The organism is Flavobacterium alvei (assembly GCF_002920895.1).
Taxonomy (GTDB): Bacteria; Bacteroidota; Bacteroidia; order Flavobacteriales; family Flavobacteriaceae; genus Flavobacterium; species Flavobacterium alvei.
Genome location: NZ_PQVG01000003.1, coordinates 1 through 20,916 on the forward strand (window position 1 = coordinate 1; position 20,916 = coordinate 20,916).

The following is a 20,916-nucleotide window of genomic DNA, read 5'->3' on the forward strand; positions in this document are numbered from 1 at the left end:
TTAAAAACTACAACATAAAACCAAAAATAAACCTCGCTTAAATGTGCTTAAACGAGGTTGTTTTTTATACTGATTCTGAAAGTTTAGTTTTTGAGTGAGGTTGCGCAACAGCTACCGCTGTTGAACTAAACCTTCGGTAGCACTCGCGATGATTTAGTACCTTACGAAGATAATTAAAATTCGTAAACTATGACAACAAAAAAAAGCATCCTGAAGATTTAAGAGAGAACAAAATCTTAAACCAAGCCAAGCGAGAAGTTCCGGGATTTGAGGAACTCATAAATCGTTTTGAGCGCACTATTTCGGTTTTAGGCAGAAGCCAAAGTACTTTCAATAATTACTCCCGTCATGTAGCTTCAATTTCATTGTATTTTGGAAAAATCCCAACGGAGCTGGACCCCGAACAAGTTCAGGACTACTTGTTTTACCAACAAAAAAAGTCCAAAACCCCCTCGCAAACTTACTTTAAACATTGTGTTTACGGTCTTCGATTTCTGCTCAAATCCGAAGGATTACCGTATGAATTTCTGCGTTTGCCCTCGATAAAACATGAGAAAACGCTTCCCGTTGTATTGAGCAAGGAAGAAGTTTGGGCAATGTTGCAAAATGCAAAATTACTCAAACACCGCATTCTTATTGGTTTGCTTTATGGTTGTGGATTGCGTTGTATGGAAGTTCGAAGCGTACGATTACAGGATTTGGATTTCGATAGAAGACAGCTCAAAGTAGTGCAGGGCAAAGGCAAAAAAGACCGCTATGTTCCGCTATCGGAACACTTGATTCGAGGGCTCAAAAAGTACATCGAAGCCGAAAAACCCCAGGATTATATCTTCAACGGTCAACCTATTGAACGGGCTGGAGGTGATTTTGATAGTCGTTACAGTCAGCGTGGTGTACAATGGGCGGTCAAGCAAGTGGCTAAGGCATCGGGTGTGAAAAAGGAAGTTCATGTCCATACACTGCGCCACAGTTATGCCACACATTTACTCGAAGACGGTATGGATATTATTACCCTTAAGGATCTTTTGGGACACCAAAATTTAGAAACTACCTTAGAGTATTTACAGATTGCCCAACTCGAAAGCCAACGCATTTTTAGTCCATTAGATAGCCTTTTTAAAAAATGCAGCGGCTCTTTGAAGTAGCGGATGTACTTGGGCAGTTAGGAACAAAGATAGAAAATCTAGGTTTAAACACTTGGCAACTACGTACGCTATCGTCCATCAAAAAATGTCGAACATCAGCTTTAGGCGGTCATATCGATGCTTGCGATGGTTGCGGAAATCTAAGCATCAGTTACAACTCTTGCAGAAACCGACATTGCCCCAAGTGTCAGGGTAGGAATCGAGAAGAGTGGATTGACAAACGAGAAACAGAACTCTTGCCAGTTCCTTACTTCCACGTGGTTTTTACTTTGCCAGAGAGCATCAATTCTTTGGCAATAAATCATCCAAAAATCGTATATGACACCTTGTTTGAAGCGACTTGGGAAACCCTGCAAACCTTTGGCAAAGCCAAGGAAATGCAAATGGGAATGATTGCCGTTTTGCACACTTGGGGACAACAATTGAGTTTGCATCCGCACTTGCATTGTATTGTTCCAGGAGGTGGAATCCATAAAGGAGGGCAATGGCAAAATAGTAAAACCGATGGCAAATTCCTGTTTCCAGTCAAGGCCTTATCGAAAGTGTTTAGGGCTAAATATTGCCAAAAACTAAAAGCGAAAGAGCCTATAAAATACGAACGGATTCGGCAGGAATTATGGCAGAAACCTTGGGTAGTTTTTGCCAAAAAACCTTTTGGAAGTCCCAAGTCGGTGGTGGAATATCTGGGGCGATACACCCATAAAATTGCCATTAGCAATAACAGAATCAAAAGTATTGACAGCGAAAATGTGACTTTTGACTACAAAGATTATCGAGTAGCGGGCGTCAAGAAACAAATGAAGCTCACGCATCAGGAATTTATCAGACGGTTTGCCTTGCATATTTTGCCCAAACGATTTGTAAAAATCCGTCATTATGGTTTTTTGAGCAGCACTTGGAAGCGCGAGAAGCTGAAACTTTTACAAGAAAAACTTCAAGTAAAAGTCTTGGAAAAAGCAGAAAAGAAGCCCTTTTTGCCCAAGTGTCCTTGTTGCAAAACAGGCAATTTGCACCGGATAGCCGTTTTTGACCAGCGTGGTCCGCCTGCTTGGTATCTTGGCGGAGGCCAAAACTCAATTCCCTGTAAAAGCTAATTTATGGGTAAGGGTAGGTATGCCCAAAAGTGAAGGAAAACACAAGAAAACCAAGCTCAAACTACACCAAAAAAAAGAGGACACTAAATCCTCTTACTATTCTCTCTCAAAACTTTACGATAAGTCCATAGTGTTAACGGCAGGTACTCGGTTCCGTTCAACACGAGTCTCATTGTTCGTGCTGCGCACGCAACGAAACTCTAGCTGTTAGCAGTAGTAATTTTAATCTAATTCCAATCCATTGTAATGACCTTTTTCATCATCAATCATTTTATTACATCTCAATTTTCCTGCATTGCTTATCAGGTTCATTTCTCTTTCAAAGTTCATTCCACCATCAATGTCTGCTTTTAAATAAATTCTGTTGTCTTTCTTTAAAATCTTGAGATTGTATTTGTAATGGTCATTGTCGTTTGTACAAATCTGTCTAAATTGGAAATAATATTTATTGTCATAGGTTACTAAAAAATCATTTTCTCCATATTCCGTTTTAATTTTTCCAGTTCCATTTCCTTCAAACACAACTTTGTCATATTTGTCGTCAAACATTTCGGCGTCACTTTTTCTGTTTATTGTATAATAACCTTGATAAACTATTACTTTTTCAACATCCAATTGGTTTTCTGTTTCGACATTAATTGAAGTCAATTCTACCAATTTAATTCTCTCATTAAATTTAAAAAACAAGAAAACTAAAATTGACAAAAAGCATAATATTAATAGCCATCTTTTGGCTTTTTTATTCATAAGTTCTATTTAGAATTTTTGTTCTGAATTATTACTGCTAACTTGTATATACCAGCCATAAAATGGCTCCAATCCGCCCAATTTGGGTTGACTTTGTGCCACAAATAGCTCTGTTTTTCAGCTAATATAGCTATTAATTTCCTGCTGGAATTGTATTTCTACTGTTTATATGTCATCACAATTTGTGATTATATATTATTACGGTTTCCTCAAACTGTCTTTTTCAATCCCCAAACTATCTTTTTGAATTACATTTACAACATTCAAGGCAATTGGTTTAATCGTTTTTGGCGATGGTTTTATTTTCTGTTTAATAATCACGGCATCATTCAAAACAAAAGGCGTTGGCATCATCCAATCGGCTCTTTTTGCCATTTGAAACAACGGATTGCTCATCAAATCGAAAGAACTTTCCAGTAAATCCAAATTCAAAACACTCGAAGTGGTATAATAACTTAGTGCCATTTCTTGCCCTTTATCCATAAAATAATCTCCAATTTTAGCATCTTTTGGGATAAGAATTTTTAGCATATTAAGGAATACCTGCCAGTTCTTCCAACACAACATTAGGTTTTTTACTTTTCGGCATACGAGGAATCAATCCTCCTTTGGAATCTGGTTTAGAGGCATTAATTTTCAAAAGTTCCAAACCTTTTGTATTCACGACACTAAAATGACTTGAAATGTGCATTGCTAAAACGGGTACTATAATTGGTACATATTCCAGACTATAAGCCAACAACCCATCCTATTTGAAATATTCTTAACATGATAATTGACTAGAATTTTTAATCTTCGTGTGCCGCTAGAATTTTCAAAACATGATCTAAAGCACCTTGCGAAAAGTCATCGAGTTCACTTGTATTGAAGCCCAATAATACTTTGGTGGACTTACCGCCAACAGGTTGTTTTCTTCCTTCAGAAACCGTACCCCAAACCTTGATGTCTTTGATTTTCATGGCATCACAACTAATGGGATTCTCTTCAAGAATGGTGAAATTAGCCAATTTTCCAACCACAAGTGATCCCATTTGATCTTCCACCTTTAAGGAATATGCTGCGTCAATAGTGACAGATTTTAAGGCTCCTTCTCTGGAAACTTTTTGTTCGGGAGCAACTACGCGGCCTCCTGTTGTATATCTATTTACTCCACACCACATTAAATATAAAGGGTCTGCTGGTGCCATAGGCATATCGCTATGGAAAGAATAAGACACCCCAGCTCTTTCTACATCTCCCATACGTACCATGCTTTCTGCTCGTTTTGGACCTAAACCATTTTTACTGTAATTATCTGCCAAGGCTACAGGATAATATGGATTTCCGCTTACGATACAACCCAATTTAGCCAATCGGTCAACCTGATCTTTCGCACTTACAGCAAAGTGAACAATCACTGTACGATGATCAATACGAGGATTCGCTTTTTGATTTTTTTCTAAAGTATTCAATACGCGATCCAAACCGGCATCACCATTTACGTGAACGTGAATTTGATACCCTGCATCCCAAAATATTTTAAAAGCACGTTCAAAAACAGGTAAATCGGTCATCCATTCGCCGTGATGTTTGTCAGTATAAGGTTCTCTCACTTGCATTAAAAGAGAATAAATAGCACCATCTGAAAACAGTTTCACTTGTTTTTTTGCCAAAGATGTTCTTCCATTGTACCAACTTTCCAATTTCTCTGCTTCTTCAATTACCTGCTTATCATCTTTGTATTTATCGCATAAGGTTTTTCCATCGGCCATAAAACTCCAACGGAAAGGCATCTCATCCGATGACATCACTCTATTTACGCCATCTTGCAAAGGTTTTACTAAAATTCCTCCAGGTTCATTCCCAAAAGTAATTCCTTTAGAATGCATGTAATCTCTGGTGATGAATAAGCCTTTTTGTAGTTTTTCAGGGGTGGCCAAAACCGTTGCTATTTTAGGTGCTACGGCAAACATACCTTGTTCCCAAAAACGGCCTTCAGCTAATACCGATTGTTTTTGTGGGGTTTCGCCCCAGGTTTTTATTAAATCGGAAGTCACCCCATATTTTTCAAGAGCAACGCTATTCATTACCATTTCATGGCAAGAACGTAACCAAGCCAAAATAGGTCTAGTCGTACTGATTTTATCTAAATCAGCTTTGGTAAGCTTGCCATAAAAATTGGGATGATAGCCCCAAGTAACCAAGGCTTCCTCGGGATCCTCCATTTTTTTCTCAGCGGCAGCTAAACGAGTCATAAAATCATTTTTATCCTTGACTGCTTTTGCAGTTCCATCAGGCAATTCCCAATCTTCTATGGAAAGTACTTCAGAAGCCATAGTTAGTGCTGCTAAAACAGGATGGTCGTGTTGTGCAATAAATCCAGGCACTATGACTTTATCATTAAATGTTTTATCCAATCGTGCTTTTTTATCACCTAATATTTTGCTTACTTCTTCCTTAGTCCCTACGGCTAGAATCTTTCCGTTTTGTACTGCCACAGCCTCAGCTTTTGGTCTTGAAGAATCCATAGTAATAATTTCCTTAGCAGTATAAATTACAATTTGATTATCAGCAGTCATAATACTACTCATATCTTGTAGTGTCTGGGCGGAGCTATTTATGTTGTAGAAGAAACATAAAATAATAGGCAATAAAAATGTTTTTTTCATAATGTGTAAAACAAGTTGGTTAATATTCCGTGTAAAAAAAATTAAAGCTTAAATATAGATAATTCGCTTAAAATGATATGGTTAAAGATTTTTTTGTGAAGATATAAAAATATGAATTGTAATTATAAATGTTTTTTTTATTTAAAAAGTCTATAATCATTTTCTCAAACTATCTTTTATAACCGCATTTCCAGCATTCACAAAAATCGGTTTAACCGTTTTTGGCGAAGGTTTTATTTTCTGTTTAATAATCACGGCATCATTCAACACAAAAGGCGTCGGCATCATCCAATCGGCTCTTTTTGCCATTGTAAATAATGGATTATTCATCAAGTCGAAAGAACTTTCCAGTAAATCCAAATTCAAAACACTCGAAGTGGCAACGCTAAATTCTATTTCCAATGGAAGTTGATCCACCACATAGTAGCTCAACAATTTCTTGCCTTTTCGTTCGTATTTGGAACCTTTTTGTCCCAATAAAGACAAACCATTGGCCTTGAAGTTTTGAATAACTAGGTTTTCATTGGCAAAAACATCATAACGATTCACTTTTCGGGTGGGGGTGATTCGGATTTTCAAATAGCGATTGCCGCCAATAATGCTGTCTTTCAGGAATTCGATGCTTGGTCTCGACAGCACTTTCATTGGTGCATTGGCAGTGAAAGTAAAAAAAGAATTGTACTTGCTGGGCAAAGAAATGGAGCTTAATGCCGCGGCATCTCTAGGGTTTTGGCCTAAATAGGTTTTGGTCCATTCATCGAGATTGGTGTCATAAGTAGCCCAAGTGGCCTTGTTTTTGTCGGCATCCAAAATATAAACCAAACTATTGGATTTGGCTTTCCCTGCTTCATAACCCGAGAAATAGTGGGCTTTGGCGAAAAATCCAATTGCCAGTAGAAGAAACAGTAACGAAGCTTTTCCTTTTCGTATAAACGAGCCAAAAATGGGCAACAACAATCCAAAAGCAATGACGGTTAGAATGGCGCTGCCAAACAAAACTTTAAGCCCCAAACCTATCGGAAACATTTGGATAAATGGAGCAAGAATCAGCAAGGCCGGAATGCCCAAAAAGAGGTTCAAAACCCATTTCGACTTTTGAGTTAATACAAAAGAAGCCAACATCAGCAATCCCGAGAAAACGGGAATAATCAAAAATCCTGCGCCTTTTAGGAAGAAAGCCAGCAATCCATTAATGAGAATCCAAAAGAATAATGGCGCGATAAAATGGTTCATCGTCACTTTTTTGAAAGAGAAAATTTGGTAAAATGCAAAGCAAAAAGCCAAACTCAACAGCGTGAAAGCCGCAATATAATCGTGTCCGTTATAAGTAAATCCGTTGAGCAAATCGTTGTATTGTGGATAGAGAATCAGCAATAATTTCCATCCCAAAAAAGTAACTAATCCAGAAACGATTAGTGATCCCAAAAACGGAATAAATCCTCTCGCCATTTCAGGAAAAAACAAAATGCGTTTGCCAATGCCAATGAAAATCAAAAAAAGCAAGATTACCAATGCGATAATCACCATTGGCCAAACCCAACTAAATGGATAACTGATGAAACTAAATGGAATCGAAAAATAAACGTTGTCTTCAGTGGCTTGGGTGCTGTTCAAATCGGCATTCGAAAAATAATCCAACAACGGCATCAGGTATTTTCCTTGATGTGCCAAGGTATTTTTGCTCAAATGATTGAGGTCGTCTTGCGCCGTGTGGTAATTGTAATGCCCGTCGATAAAGGCAAAATTGTAGCCTTGAATATTGCCTTGTTCCCTGAAAACTGTCAAATCGGTGTCGTTGGGCAACATTTTGTAAACGCTGTACATCAAGGAATTTGAAACGGGATATTGGGCGTTGGCAGCAGCAAATTGGTTGACCAATCCGGCATTTCCGGCATTGGTTTCCATCAACATATAACTTGGGCCGGAACTTCCTCGGGCTTCAAAATTCAAGACCAAACCGACTTCTTTTGCCCAATGATGTTGGGTTACAAAAAGTGCCGCGCCATTCAATCCCAATTCTTCGGCATCGGTAAACAGAATGATGATGTCGTTTTTGTGTTGTTTTTTGTTGTAAACGAAAGCGCGAATACTTTCGAGAATCGTTGCCACGCCCGAACCAGCATCGCTCGCGCCGAAAGAATAGGAATGCGGTGCGCTGTCATAATGCGAAAGCAGGAGCAAGGCTTTGTTGCTGTTGCTACCTTTTATTCGAGCTAGAATATTTTTGCATTTGGTCAAAGTTCCCCAATCCGAAAAGGAATTCCCTTCTTGAATGGAAGTTTCCAAACCCATATTTTGGAGTTCTTTTACCAAATAATTTGCGATGACATCGTGATTTTCGGAACCTACAAAATGCGGTTTTTGCGAAATGTTTTTCACTTGTTCCAAAGCTCTTTGGGTCGAAAACTCCGAAAGCGAATCATCTTCGGCCGATGTCCATTGAGGCATCATCGTGAAGAAGACAAATCCAAGGAAACCAAGAATAAATAATACGGATAATATAGAGGAATAGTTTTTTTTCATCGGGGATAGAATTGGGTTCTAAATTTCTTTTTTGACTAGCATATAATAGTCGTCTTCCAATGCGCGATAGCCTTGGTCGTACACGAAATAGTAGGTATTTCCTGTTTTGGTCTGCAAAATATTGGTAAAAAACTCATAATCGAATCCCTTGCTCAATAGTTTTGATTTGGTGGTTTTTCCTTTTCCATCCACATTTAATGCCGATAGAATGCGGTAATTTTTGCGCAATTTGTTGTTCACGTTGCGCATAAAATTGGTGCTGTCTTTGTTAATTTTGTTGTTGTAGGCATTGCGACAACCATCGCTGCAAAACTTTTTGTCTTCTCGACCCACAATTTTGTCTCCACATTCTAGGCAGGTTTTGTTCATAGTTTTTCTTTTTTACCGTTTTTTTTAAACCATTAAGAGCATTAAGAAAATTAAGTTTTGTTTTTTCTTATTGAGCCTTAATGTTCTTAATGGTTTGACATTTATTTCTTAAAACTGACCTTTATACAACAAGGCTTGTTCAATATGTGCCAAATGGTGGTTGCAATGCCAAGCATAAACCCCAATGTTTTCCTCCAAACTAACTATTTTCATATTGCCAGGATGAAAGAATTGTTTCTTTAATTCTTTTGTTCCAAAAGATTTCAAAAGTAGCACCCAACGAGCGTGAACACCTTCGATGATTTGAAGTGATGGAGAAATATCATTCGAATTGCCATCGGCGAGTTCAGCCCAAAGTTGCTCTTCATAGGGTTTTATGTCGGGAACATCTTCGGTTAAAGCCAGTTTAAATCGAATCAAACTATTCATATGACTGTCGGCACAATGATGCACGACTTGTTTTATCGACCATCCTTTTGGTCTGTAAATCCAGTTCAATTCTTCGATAGAAAGACTTTGGGTCAGACTTTTTATTTTGGATGGAAAAGCTTCAATAGTGGCAATCCAATTTTCTATATCAGTTTTTGAAATAGAATCGGTTTTATGAAATTCACCAATTGGGAATTTTAGTTTTTCGAGGGTTTGAAGGTTCATTTTTCTTTAATTTTAGAAACAATCCTTATCTGTTAATTGGTTTCTTGTTTATAAATTTCAATTTTATCTTTGGAGAGTCTTTTTTGCAACCACAACTTTAGTTTTTGTTTGGATTCATCAGTTAAATTGGTCTTAGAATCGTAAATTAAAACGGGGCGAACATAAGCACTGTCTTTATTTTTAATAAAGCTATGATTGGATATCGAGATGTTTTCGACTTGGGGGAAAATGATTTTTATTTCTTCCAGTAATTCTTTATTGTTGTATGTATTGGATGCAATTTCATTTTTCAATTGATTGATTGTGATGTCTTTGGTGTCCAAATTTGTTTTTCCAGATTGGATTTGGTCAATAATATATTTTTTTATGTCTATTGTATCTTGTTTAATATGCAATTCTGTATTCTCAATTTGATAATTGTTTAGGGATTTGTTAAGTGACTTAATTTCGTTAGTATTAAATTTTTGTCTTAAAAAAGCAAGTTCAATTTTTTTAGGACTGGTATTTAGATTTATGTTTTTATACAAAATAGTATAACCTTTATTTGTAAATTCATTTTCAATAAAAAGATTGATTTTTTGACTCGTTTTTTTCTCATCAAATAGGGTATAAGCAAAAAAGATGCTGGGTAACATTAAGGCTAGAGTCAAGGCAGAAATGCCATATTTTATTTGTTTTTGACGTTTGACATCGACTTGTTTTACTGCTGGATATTTTAAATATTTAACGATTAGAAAAGTTGAAATGCAAATAAAGACACAGTTTATGGTGTATAAAAACAGAGCGCCCAAAAAGAATTTTAGGTTGCCAATGGCCAATCCATATCCAGCAGTACACAAAGGAGGCATTAATGCTGTTGCGATGGCAACTCCCGGAATCGGGTTTCCTTTTTCGACTCTTGTGATAGCAATCACTCCTACAAGACCACCAAAAAAGGCAATCAATAAATCATAAATATTAGGCGAAGTTCTGGCTAATAATTCCGATTGAGTTTCTTTGAAAGGACTCAAATAAAAATAGGTTGTCGAAACGACTAAACTAACGATTGTGGCTATTAAAAGATTTTTTAATGCTTTCTTCACCAATTCAGAATCATACATTCCGAGTCCAAATCCAGCACCAATAATTGGTCCCATTAAGGGTGAAATGAGCATTGCCCCAATAATCACAGCTGTTGAATTTACATTCAATCCGATCGAAGCAACCACAATAGCGCAGGCCAAAATCCACAAGTTTGAACCCCGAAATGAGATATTAGATTTTACATTTTCTAAAACTTTTTTCTTGTCTTCTTCTCCAGAATGAAGGTCGGTAAATTTTAATATTTTATGAAGCATCTCTTTTTTATGATTTTTACTTGAAATTTGTTAACGTATAAAAAATCAATAATTCTTTATAAATCAATCAAATATAGTAAATAATTTCCATTTACAAACGGTTACAAATAGTTACAACCGAAAGTAAGCAGTTATCAACCGAATAAAATTTTAGAGCTGTCGCATCTTTGCCCTGTTGATTGGAACGAGTCATTCAACAAACTATATATAAACAATTTAAATTTTACACGCCATGAATGCAATGAAAAACTCAGTACAATTAATCGGTCACGTAGGACAAGAACCAGAAATCAAAACTTTTGATGGAGGAAAAAAAGTAGCTAATATTACATTGGCAACCAATGAAGTTTATTACAAAGAAAACGGAGACAAGGTAGAAAAAACCGAATGGCACAAAGTGAAAGCCTGGGGAAAAACTGCTGAAATTATCGAAAAATATGTAACCAAAGGCAAGGAAATTGCCATAGGAGGAAAGTTGACCTATAGTGATTATCTTGATAAAAACGGAGAGAAAAGATACATCACCGAGGTAGTGGCTAATGAAGTGCTGCTTTTAGGAAAATAGTCTAATCCTTTAAATTAGTTTGTCATGAATATCAAAGTTTTCAACATTCGCCTCAGCAAAGAATTTTGTCAGGTAGATCAGAACAAAATGAATGAGTTTCTAGACTCTGTTGAGGTAAAACTTACTTCAACAAATTTTGTAACTACTTCAACTGTAGATTTTTGGTCGGCCGTTGTTTTTTATGAACCTAAAAAAGAAACTAAGTCTTCGTTTGATTTAAGTGAATTAACGGTCGAAGAAAAGAAAATTTATTCGGCTTTAAGACAATGGAGAAATGAATTGGCTGAACGATTAGGCTGGTCTGGCTTTAGAATTTGCCATAATTCTCATTTGGCTTCAATTGCAAAAGCAAAACCACAAACTTTAGATGAGCTTAAACGAATTAAAAGTTTTGGAGAAATTAGGACTGCTAATTATGGAGATGATATTATTTCTCTTTTGAACGCTTTGTAGAATTAACTATTAAAAAAAAATGCCCTCTCATTCGGAGGGCATTTGTATTTAGGAAACTTTTTTGAATAGATCGTGCATAGGACAGCGATCGCAACGTTTCTTTTCGCTTTTTTTATATTTTTCGCAACAAGTAGATTTGCAGTTTTCTGCTTTCTTGATTTTGCTAAGAAGATCTTTTTTCTTTTTCTTCTTTTTCTCTTTTTCCTTTTCTTTCTTGCTCACCTTGTGAAGGGTTAAAAATCTAACACAAAGATATATTATTTTTATTTATTCTAAATAAGATTTGTCATTTTATTTTCAAAAAAAATACCTTATAGAAAAACAATTTCTTTAAGGTATTTATTAAAATTTTTGAAAATTCAAATTATTTTGGTGCAGCTACTGTTCCTGCAGTAACAGCAATTTGTTGAATATCTCGGTCAAATAAATAAAGACCACCTTTGTCATCTCCAATCAAATTAATTTTATCTAAAATAGTTTTGGCAGTGGCTTCTTCTTCAATTTGTTCGGCAACATACCATTGTAAGAAATTATGGGTTGCATAATCTTTTTCTTGAAAAGTGATGTGAACCAATTCATTAATTGAATTCGAAACAAAAATTTCATGTTTGTATAATTCTTCAAACATTCCTTTAAAGGTTTCATAAGAAGTTTTTGGAGCATTGAGTTCTGTAATTTGAGCGTGACCTCCTCTTTCGTTAACATATTTTATTAACTTGAGCATATGTAAACGCTCCTCATCAGACTGTGCATACATAAATTGTGAGATACCTTCTAATCCATTTACTTCAGCCCAACAAGCCATAGATAAATAAATTTGCGAAGACTCGGCTTCAATGCGAATTTGTTTGTTTAACGCGACTTCTATATTTTTTGATAGCATAATTTTGTTGTTTTAAGCAAATTTAATTAAAATAATTCAAAGAATAGATTGGTTTAAAAAAGATTTTTATCCTTGTAATTTCTTTAAAAGGAGAGTTATTTTATTCGAATAAGTTAATTTTTGAACCCAATTTATCAAAAAGACAGTATTCTAAATTATTGATTCATCAATTTCTGAAAGCAATCCACAAATTGACCGATGTGAAAACCATCCATCAATCCGTGATGAGCGTGAATAGACATCGACATTGTTTTCTTCCCATTAGTGTCAATCATCATTTTTCCAAAAGATATTTTAGGGCAACTATCCGGAAAGGTATAGCTTCTAGCGTGAGAAAGTGAGGTAAAATTAACCCAAGGAACAGCCGAAAAATGAATCAAATTATCGTTTGGAAATTCACGGGTCAAAAGTCCCGATGTGTTTTGTATTCTTTCCATTTCTTGGAATGCGTTTTTTGTAAAAACTTCAAAATTTGGAGAGTATTCAATTAACGAAAAACCGAAAGTGTTGTCTTCACGCAGTATAGTTGCCGAAACATCAATCCTGTCGTAAACGTAAATAGCATCGTTATGTATTCTATACCGAAAGCATTCAATAGTGTTTACGGCAACCAGGGTTTTGTGCAAATAATAAACAAAAAAGGAAGATTCTAATTCTTTGGCAGTGGCATAGGCTTTGGTGCAATCTATTTCAAGGGTTAAACCAAAAAAAGGTTCTTCAAATTGTTTGAAAAATTGAAAATGTTCTTTCCTGGGCCAGTTTTCTATATCTAAAAGGGTTTTCACAGTTGTATTATTTTTAGAATATTCATTATTTTTTCGAAGGTGTAAATGTTTTCGTGTTGCAGCTTGAAATCAATTCTTTCGTGTGCCCAAGTGGTATGAAACGGAACCTATTTTTGTGAGTTGACTATCATCAAATCGCTTCGAGTGGAAGTTTTTCCTCAAAAAAATCCATCTGTAAATTTACGCATAATATATTGTTTTGCAATATCATCGTAATAGCCTAAGATATAAAAATCTTTAAATTTTAATATGCTTTTTGATGTTATTTTTTTATTTGTGTTTAAAAAATAAAAAATGTTGTCAATAGCATGAGGCTCTTCTTTTTGATGTATGAACTCAAAATTAGAATCCAATATGCTTTCAAAATAAACACTTTCAGTATGATAGATGTAGGGAACGTTTCCTCCAAAAAATTCGTAATCCAAAGCAGATGGCTTATAAGGTTCTTCCTCTTTTGGAGTTCCAGCCACAGCAATCAAAGTATTTAGATTTTTTTTAAAAACAGATAAACCTATATCTAAAAGGAATAGATGTTCAAGAAATTTTTTTGTTTTTTTTAATTCTATTGGTTTTCTGTTGTCTTTTTGAATGACTAATGGGGAGTTATTAAAAGAAATTGTTTCATTTTCGGAGACTTTAACGCTTTTTATGGTTTGGCTAGTATTAAAATCTTTTATATCGAGCAAAAGTTCCGATTCACTGGCGTTAATTTGGTAAAGCTTGCCATCTTGATAGAATGAATTACTTATTTTTTTGGGCGTTTGAAGGCTTGATTGAATGAATGTTTTTTCGTTTAAATCGTGGCTTTTCAAATTAAGTTCAAATACTTGGGTCTTTTTTGAGTTATGATCCAATGTTAAAATAATTTCGTCTTCCAGCATATATACTTTACTTTTTTTGGTGCTTTTGTACAAAGGATTATAATCATCCACTTCAATTTTTTCAATGGGATTTTTTATAATGACTTGATTAAATGTCAAGAATTGGGTATTTTGATTTTGAAATTTAAAACCAGAAAAGTCAAAAATTCTTTCTTCTACCTTTTTATCTCTAAAAGTATGGACATTTAGTGCTTGCTTATATTTGTATTTGGAAAGAATATAAAACATATTATTCTTCTGAAATGATGCGACTACATCCTGATCCCAAAAAGAATATTTAAAATTTAAAATTTCACAAGTTTTGTTTTCCAAATAATATTTGACAATTAAAATAGTATTAAATCCTTCCGAAGACCAATAAAGAGTTGGGTTTCCATCTTCGCCAAAACTATATCCAATCAATGATTTACAGTTTTGATTTACTTGTAAGCTATATTGATCGGTTAGAAATAAAGCACTATTGTATTTTAAAATGGTGATGTTTTTTTTATCTGTTGCAAAAACAAACACATTGTGTGTTCGTATATTCTCAACAGTTAGGATTTAGTTGTTTTCTTTCGAATGTGTCAAATCTAATGGAAAAGAAGTCAATATTGTTTGACCCAACAATGTTGATTTGTATGTTAGAAGCAAAAAAAGAAGTAGTTTTTTCATACTTTTTCATTTACTAAAATTGTGCCAATTTATTAGTTCATTTGACACGATTTAAAATTTGGGGGGAATAGAAAAAAATTTATTAGAATTTTATTTCAAACTTTGACTTGCACTTTTTTAATTAAGTCTAATGAGTGAATTGTTCGAAAAATCCTTTTTGCATTTAACTTAAAATCTTCAAGACGTTGGTTATTTTTTCGAAAGCATAAAAATTTTCGTGTTCCACCTTGAAATCGATTCTTTCGTGAGCCCAAGTCGTGTGAAACGCAATATGAACGGCGTGTCCGCCAAGTGCCAAAACCGGCAAAACATCCGATTTCAGCGAGTTGCCAATCATAAAAAATTCCTCGGGTTGAATTTCCAAACGTTTCATCAAATCCGAATAATCCCTTTCCTGTTTGTCCGACATCACTTCGATGTGGTGAAAATACTGGCCTAATCCCGAATTGTGTAGTTTGCGGCGTTGATCCAACAAATCGCCTTTGGTCGCGACAACGAGTTTATATTTTCCGTGCAAAGCTTGCAAGGTTTCTTCCACGCCGTCCAATAATTCGATGGGTTTTTCGAGTAATTCTTTGCCGTATTCGATGATTTTTTCAATGACTTCAACAGGAATGGTATTGTTCGAAATTTTCATCGCCGCCTCAATCATCGAAAGAATATACGCTTTAATTCCGTAGCCGTAGATTTTCAAATTGTCTATTTCAATCTTGAAAAGTTCCTGCGAAATCCCTTGATGTGACAAATAATCACTCATCAACCCACAAAATTTTTTCTCCGTTTCCTGAAAATAAGGTTCGTTTACAAACAAGGTGTCGTCAGCGTCGAAGGCAATTACTTTTAGGTTCATTTTTATTTTTTTTGCCACGAATTCACGAATTTTTAAAGTTTTTTAAATTCGTGAATTGGTGGCTAATTTTTAATTTATCGTTTCGCCATTCGCAACACCATCCGCATCTGGATTTACGAACACCAGTTTTCCTTCGGCGTTGTTGGTCATCAAAATCATTCCTTGACTTTCCACGCCACGAAGGTTTCTTGGAGCCAAGTTTACTAAAACAGTCACTCGTTTTCCAATGATGTCTTCGGGTTTAAAACTCTCGGCAATTCCCGAAACAATCGTGCGAACGTCAATTCCGGTATCTACTTTCAGGATTAGCAATTTGTTGGCTTTCGGCATTTTTTCGGCTTCGAGAATCGTTCCCACACGCAAATCCATTTTGGCAAAATCCTCAAACTGAATTAGGTCTTTTTGAGGTTCTGCGACTTTGTTTTCGGCAGTGTTGGCGGTTTTGGTGGCTTCCAATTTGTCTATTTGTTTTTGGATTTCTTCGTCTTCAATTTTGGCGAAAAGCAATTCTGCTTCGCCAATTTGATGTCCGGCTGGAATTAAATCAGAATCATCAGCAACCGTTTTCCAATCTATTGGATTTTTGATATTAAGAATTCTGGATAATTTTGCAGCCGTGAAAGGCAAGAAAGGTTCGCAAAGTGAACTCAAAGCAGCCGCAATTTGCAAAGCCACATACATTTGGGTTTGCACGCGAGCTGGATCGGTTTTTACCATTTTCCAAGGCTCTTCGTCGGCCAAATATTTATTTCCCAATCGGGCAACATTCATCAATTCGCCCAAAGCTTCACGGAATCGGTAACGCTCTATCGAACTCGAAATCACCGCTGGATAGGCTTTTAATTCGGTCAAAGTTTGTTCGTCCACTTCCGAAAGTTCGTTTGGAGTTGGAACAATTCCTTCGTAATATTTATTGGTCAACACCACCACACGATTGATGAAATTTCCAAAAATCGCTACCAATTCGTTGTTGTTTCTCGCCTGAAAATCTTTCCAGGTAAAATCGTTGTCCTTGGTTTCCGGCGCATTCGATGTCAAAGCATAACGCAAAACGTCTTGTTGATTTGGAAATTCTTCCAAATATTCGTGCAACCAAACCGCCCAGTTTTTAGACGTGGATAATTTGTTTCCTTCCAAATTCAAGAACTCATTGGCAGGCACATTGTCCGGTAAAATATAACTTCCTTCTGCCTTCAACATCGCCGGGAAAATGATGCAATGAAAAACAATATTGTCTTTTCCGATGAAGTGAACCAGTTTTGTATCCTGATCTTTCCAATACGGTTCCCAGTCTTTTCCTTCTCTAGCAGCCCATTCTTTCGTAGAAGAAATGTAGCCAATTGGCGCGTCAAACCAAACGTATAATTTTTTTCCTTCGGCACCTTCAACAGGAACATCAATTCCCCAATCGAGGTCGCGAGTTACCGCGCGAGGTTCCAAGCCACCATCAATCCAGGATTTTACTTGTCCGTAAACATTGGGTTTCCAGTCATTTTTATGACCAACGAGAATCCATTCTTTCAAGAAATTTTCGTAACGATCCAAAGGCAAAAACCAGTGTTTAGTCGATTTCAAAACAGGAGTTTCTCCCGTAATGGTCGATTTTGGATTAATCAAATCCGTGGCATTCAAGGTCGAACCACATTTTTCGCATTGGTCGCCATAGGCTTCTTCGTTGCCACATTTCGGGCAAGTTCCCACCACAAAACGGTCTGCCAAAAATTGGTCTGCTTTGGCATCATACAATTGCTCGGTCACTTCCTCGATAAAATCACCCTTGTCGTACAGCGCTTTAAAAAATTCCGAAGCCGTTTCGTGATGAATTTTGGCCGAAGTTCTGGAATAATTGTCAAACGAAATTCCAAAATCCGAGAAAGATTTTCGGATAATTCCATCGTATTTGTCGATTACTTCCTGGGGCGTAACGCCTTCTTTTTTGGCTTTCATCGAAATCGCCACGCCGTGTTCGTCGCTTCCACAAACAAACAAAACGTCTCTTCCCTGCAATCTTAAATAACGAGAATAAATATCCGAAGGCACGTAAACACCCGCCAAATGCCCAATGTGAATGGGTCCGTTAGTGTAAGGCAATGCCGCCGTAATGGTATATCTTTTTGGATTCTGTAACATAATTCAGTTTAATTTGCTGCAAAAATAAGGAATTATTTATTGTCATCCTGAGCGAAGTCGAAGGATTAGGAGCTGTTTCCCGCTATACGTTGCAATCTTTTGCTTTTTAAAGGAAAAAGCAAAAGGATTTTCACTGCTATCGGGGCTAGGGGATTTGGTTTTGCCATAACTTTCTTTAGTTTGCAGAACTGATATTTGTAAGAAAATGTTATATTTGACTTGTTTTAGAGAAACATCAAATTATGAAAAATCAGATTCTTACAATTGTAACACTTTTATTTTTAATTTCTTGCGGGAAAAGTGAAAAACCAATTGAACCAGAAAAAATACAAGATTCAGTTGTAATTACTCCAAAAGAATCTGAAATAAAAGAAGTAGAAACACCTATTTATAATTATGAAAAAGATTCAGATTTCTCCAAAGAATTGGATTTAGTTTTGTTGTCAAAAGTGGCAACTAATTTGAAAATTAAATATGAGGATATTGAAACTAATAAAACAAGTTCAATAGTTTATAGTGATGAAACAGCTTTTTTTACTATAACTTACGTAGCTAAAAAATGGAAAGAGGGTATTGAAAATTGGGAAGAAAATGATGGTGACTATCTCGAAAGAATCTATGTGTTTGTCAATAAATCTAATGGTAGGATAATTGATAAAGTACTAGATGATGAATCTTGTGTTTATGAAAATGAAGCTCTAAAAGTTGAAAAAACAGAAATTTTTAAAAAATTGATTAAACTTAATGAAAATATTACAGGAATCATGTTATCAACTCTTTATTATGTAAGTGCTCACGATGTTGGTTATGATGAAACTAAATTTTCTATACTAGCATTGGATGGAAATAAAATTATAAAATTAGTATATGCATATCCAATTCAAATTGAAAACAGTGATTCATTAGATGGAGATGTTTTAGAAAAAGAAACCCGAAATTCAACAATAAGTATTTCTGATAGTGCAACGAATGGTTTTTTTGATTTAAAAATTTCTAAATTTTTTAAATACGAAAAAGGAAAAATAACAGATTTTGAAAATGAAAATAATGATAAAATCATTCATAAAAATAAAAAGGAATCGCAAGTTTTAAAATTCAATGGAAAGATATATCTATTTAATTCAGAAGATAGACTTAGATTTTTAACAAATTATTGATTAAAAATTGAATTGTGTCCGCACTGCGGACACAATTCAATTTTTAATATAAGTTACCTAAATTTCAGTATGTTTGTAACACATCAATAATTCATTCCAAATGCTTCAAAATCAATCCATAATTCCAGATATAAAGGCGATTATTGCCACTGCCCAAGACAAAGCCATAAGAGCTGTGGACAATGAGCGAACACTTATGTATTGGACAATTGGCAAACGTATTTTTGAAGAAGAACAACAAGGAAAAGACCGCGCCGATTACGGAACCTATTTGATAAAATTCCTTGCAGAGCAATTGCAACCTGAATATGGAAGTGGTTTTTCTTATCGCCAATTAAATTGGTATCGCCAGTTTTACCGCACCTTCCCAATTGTGTCCGCACTGCGGACGCAATTGAATTGGACACAATATAAGTTGTTGCTTTCGCTTGATAATGACGACAAAAGAGAATTTTATATTGCCGAAAGTGTCAAAAATAATTGGACATCCAGACAATTAGAACGTCAAATAAATACGAGTCTTTGGGAGCGCCTTTTGATGAGTAGCGACAGAAAAGACGTTTTGGCGGTGGCTAGAAACGAAAAATTGCCATCGGATGCCAGACAGATTATAAAAGACCCAATGGTTTTGGAATTCTTGGAGTTAAAACGGGAAGCTTCCTACTATGAAAGAGATTTAGAAACGGCTATTATTACGCATCTGCAAGATTTTTTGTTGGAGTTGGGAAATGGTTTTGCCTTTATCGCCAGACAAAAACGAATTCATATCGATGGGGATGATTTTTTTGTGGATTTGGTTTTTTACAATCGCTTGTTGCAATGCTTCGTAATTATCGAAATCAAAACCGAAAAATTGACCCATCAAGACATAGGTCAGTTACAAATGTATGTCAACTATTACGATCGAATTGAGAAAAACGACAACGAAAATCCAACCATTGGAATCTTACTTTGCGCCAATAAAAACGATGGTGTGGTTAAATTTTCCTTACCCGAAAACAATAAAAACATCATAGCCAGTCAATACAATTTATACCTTCCAACCGAAAAACAATTACTAGAAGAAGTAAAAAAAGAATTGGAAAATTTTGAAGAAGATAAGAATCAGAAATTCTAAGACTATCAACTATGCCCAAAGGACCTGAAAAAAACACCAAAAACAAGGCTTTGCACACCAAATTGCTCAATCGGAAAAAAGCTAAATTACAAGAAGAGAAAAAAGAAAAAGCCTTACGATTGAAAGCCTTGGTTGCCAAAATGAATCAGCAAAAGAAGGCAGATGATTTAGGGTAAATGCGATTATAATAAATGAATAACAACTTTACTGGAGTTGATATTTTTTATACCTTTAACTATCTGTATGTTATTAACTTAATCGAAATCAATATGAGACAGTTCTACTTTTGTTGTTTTTTTTCGATATTCACGGTGAGTACAATTTTTTCACAAGTTGAATTCTCTAATGATAGCATCCCAAAAAACGCTGCCAAATCTTCAATTGGGTATTTTGATCTCTTTGCAGGAGGCGCTTTTGGTTATGTCGATGGTTTTGCAGGAGGTGGAAGCATTAATGCAATGTATGCTAATGTTTTATTCGGTTTTGGTTATGTTATGGATAACAAACAAGGAGGCTTGGAGTATGTGGAAGAAGGGACAAATTTAAATTATTATAAGCACTATCGTTTGGATAGTTTTCCAATTACGGTAGGTTTTTACCGTCCTTTTGGTGGTATGTCGTTGAGTGCAAGTGCAGGATTGTCAGTGCTTTTTTATTCAGAATATGTAGATGTAAACACTTTCAGTATTTTTAAATCCAATGCTACCGAGATATATTCTAAAACCACTTTGGGTTTTCCTTATGAGTTTAACTTAAAATTTTTCAGTAAAAAGGGGGGTACAGATTTTGGTTATGGATTAAAATTGTTTGGCAATTTTGGTAAATACAATTATGTCGGACTCGGATTAGTATTAGGTTTAGGAAACTATAAATAATATAAAAAGGCAATAAATTTCTTTTCTGCTTTTATTTAACGGAAATTTG

General features: G+C 35.4%; 22 protein-coding genes. 8 read left to right on the forward strand and 14 right to left on the reverse strand.

Going from position 1 to position 20,916, the window contains the following annotated elements:
• Nucleotides 1-365 precede the first annotated feature (365 nt).
• Nucleotides 366-1,145, forward strand: a complete 780-nt coding sequence (locus C3L50_RS05345; RefSeq protein ID WP_243400345.1) for a tyrosine-type recombinase/integrase — start codon at nt 366-368, stop codon at nt 1,143-1,145.
• Nucleotides 1,124-2,239 carry an IS91 family transposase gene (locus tag C3L50_RS05350; protein ID WP_103805136.1) on the forward strand — a complete coding sequence of 372 codons (1,116 nt, stop codon included), beginning with the start codon at nt 1,124-1,126 and terminating at the stop codon, nt 2,237-2,239. Before C3L50_RS05345 ends, C3L50_RS05350 begins: the two co-directional genes overlap by 22 nt.
• Before the next feature lie 222 nt (nt 2,240-2,461).
• Here C3L50_RS05350 and C3L50_RS05355 read toward each other — a convergent pair whose 3' ends face one another.
• The 8 genes from C3L50_RS05355 to C3L50_RS05385 form a co-directional block, all read right to left on the reverse strand.
• Complete coding sequence (locus tag C3L50_RS05355) at nt 2,462-2,986, reverse strand: hypothetical protein (RefSeq protein WP_133158850.1); 525 nt, start codon at nt 2,984-2,986, stop codon at nt 2,462-2,464.
• Between the two features lie 198 nt (nt 2,987-3,184).
• Complete coding sequence (locus C3L50_RS05360) at nt 3,185-3,517, reverse strand: hypothetical protein (protein WP_103805138.1); 333 nt, start codon at nt 3,515-3,517, stop codon at nt 3,185-3,187.
• Between the two features lies 1 nt (nt 3,518).
• Entirely contained in the window at nt 3,519-3,725 is a 207-nt protein-coding gene (locus C3L50_RS16210) for a hypothetical protein (protein WP_133158851.1), read from the reverse strand.
• A gap of 49 nt (nt 3,726-3,774) precedes the next feature.
• Nucleotides 3,775-5,634 (reverse strand): amidohydrolase, encoded by a 1,860-nt coding sequence (locus tag C3L50_RS05365; protein ID WP_103805139.1) that lies wholly within the window; start codon nt 5,632-5,634, stop codon nt 3,775-3,777.
• 156 nt (nt 5,635-5,790) lie between these two features.
• Nucleotides 5,791-8,157 carry a M28 family peptidase gene (locus tag C3L50_RS05370; RefSeq protein WP_243400346.1) on the reverse strand — a complete coding sequence of 789 codons (2,367 nt, stop codon included), beginning with the start codon at nt 8,155-8,157 and terminating at the stop codon, nt 5,791-5,793.
• Between the two features lie 18 nt (nt 8,158-8,175).
• Complete coding sequence (locus C3L50_RS05375) at nt 8,176-8,526, reverse strand: hypothetical protein (protein ID WP_103805141.1); 351 nt, start codon at nt 8,524-8,526, stop codon at nt 8,176-8,178.
• A 108-nt stretch (nt 8,527-8,634) separates the two neighbouring features.
• Nucleotides 8,635-9,180, reverse strand: a complete 546-nt coding sequence (locus tag C3L50_RS05380; RefSeq protein ID WP_103805142.1) for a YfiT family bacillithiol transferase — start codon at nt 9,178-9,180, stop codon at nt 8,635-8,637.
• A 32-nt stretch (nt 9,181-9,212) separates the two neighbouring features.
• On the reverse strand, nt 9,213-10,517 hold the full coding sequence (locus tag C3L50_RS05385) for a TIGR00341 family protein (protein ID WP_103805143.1): 1,305 nt from the start codon (nt 10,515-10,517) through the stop codon (nt 9,213-9,215).
• Nucleotides 10,518-10,749: 232 nt separating this feature from the next.
• Here C3L50_RS05385 and C3L50_RS05390 point away from each other — a divergent pair, with 232 nt between their 5' ends.
• Both C3L50_RS05390 and C3L50_RS05395 read left to right on the forward strand, forming a co-directional pair.
• The gene (locus tag C3L50_RS05390) at nt 10,750-11,082 is read left to right on the forward strand and encodes a single-stranded DNA-binding protein (protein WP_103805144.1); all 333 of its coding nucleotides are present in this window, start codon (nt 10,750-10,752) and stop codon (nt 11,080-11,082) included.
• Nucleotides 11,083-11,106: 24 nt separating this feature from the next.
• Nucleotides 11,107-11,535 carry an HRDC domain-containing protein gene (locus C3L50_RS05395; protein ID WP_103805145.1) on the forward strand — a complete coding sequence of 143 codons (429 nt, stop codon included), beginning with the start codon at nt 11,107-11,109 and terminating at the stop codon, nt 11,533-11,535.
• A 48-nt stretch (nt 11,536-11,583) separates the two neighbouring features.
• Here the strand turns inward: C3L50_RS05395 and C3L50_RS16280 are convergent, their stop codons facing one another.
• The 6 genes from C3L50_RS16280 to metG form a co-directional block, all read right to left on the reverse strand.
• Nucleotides 11,584-11,757, reverse strand: coding sequence for a hypothetical protein (locus C3L50_RS16280; protein WP_165783975.1), 174 nt, complete (start codon nt 11,755-11,757; stop codon nt 11,584-11,586).
• 142 nt (nt 11,758-11,899) lie between these two features.
• Entirely contained in the window at nt 11,900-12,418 is a 519-nt protein-coding gene (locus tag C3L50_RS05400) for a ferritin (protein ID WP_103805146.1), read from the reverse strand.
• A 155-nt stretch (nt 12,419-12,573) separates the two neighbouring features.
• Entirely contained in the window at nt 12,574-13,203 is a 630-nt protein-coding gene (locus tag C3L50_RS05405) for a chloramphenicol acetyltransferase (RefSeq protein WP_103805147.1), read from the reverse strand.
• Between the two features lie 158 nt (nt 13,204-13,361).
• Nucleotides 13,362-14,594 (reverse strand): hypothetical protein, encoded by a 1,233-nt coding sequence (locus C3L50_RS05410; protein ID WP_103805148.1) that lies wholly within the window; start codon nt 14,592-14,594, stop codon nt 13,362-13,364.
• Between the two features lie 307 nt (nt 14,595-14,901).
• A complete protein-coding gene (locus C3L50_RS05415; protein WP_103805149.1) occupies nt 14,902-15,588 on the reverse strand; it encodes an HAD family hydrolase in 687 nt (228 codons plus the stop codon).
• 69 nt (nt 15,589-15,657) lie between these two features.
• Nucleotides 15,658-17,718 carry a methionine--tRNA ligase gene (metG, locus tag C3L50_RS05420; protein ID WP_103805150.1) on the reverse strand — a complete coding sequence of 687 codons (2,061 nt, stop codon included), beginning with the start codon at nt 17,716-17,718 and terminating at the stop codon, nt 15,658-15,660.
• 242 nt (nt 17,719-17,960) lie between these two features.
• On the opposite strand from metG, the gene C3L50_RS05425 reads away from it, so the two are divergent.
• From C3L50_RS05425 to C3L50_RS05435, 4 genes are all read left to right on the forward strand, one after another.
• On the forward strand, nt 17,961-18,875 hold the full coding sequence (locus C3L50_RS05425) for a hypothetical protein (protein WP_103805151.1): 915 nt from the start codon (nt 17,961-17,963) through the stop codon (nt 18,873-18,875).
• A gap of 100 nt (nt 18,876-18,975) precedes the next feature.
• Entirely contained in the window at nt 18,976-19,992 is a 1,017-nt protein-coding gene (locus C3L50_RS05430) for a PDDEXK nuclease domain-containing protein (RefSeq protein ID WP_103805152.1), read from the forward strand.
• A gap of 11 nt (nt 19,993-20,003) precedes the next feature.
• The gene (locus tag C3L50_RS16285) at nt 20,004-20,168 is read left to right on the forward strand and encodes a hypothetical protein (protein WP_165783977.1); all 165 of its coding nucleotides are present in this window, start codon (nt 20,004-20,006) and stop codon (nt 20,166-20,168) included.
• A 93-nt stretch (nt 20,169-20,261) separates the two neighbouring features.
• A complete protein-coding gene (locus tag C3L50_RS05435) occupies nt 20,262-20,867 on the forward strand; it encodes a hypothetical protein (protein WP_133158852.1) in 606 nt (201 codons plus the stop codon).
• Nucleotides 20,868-20,916 lie beyond the last annotated feature (49 nt).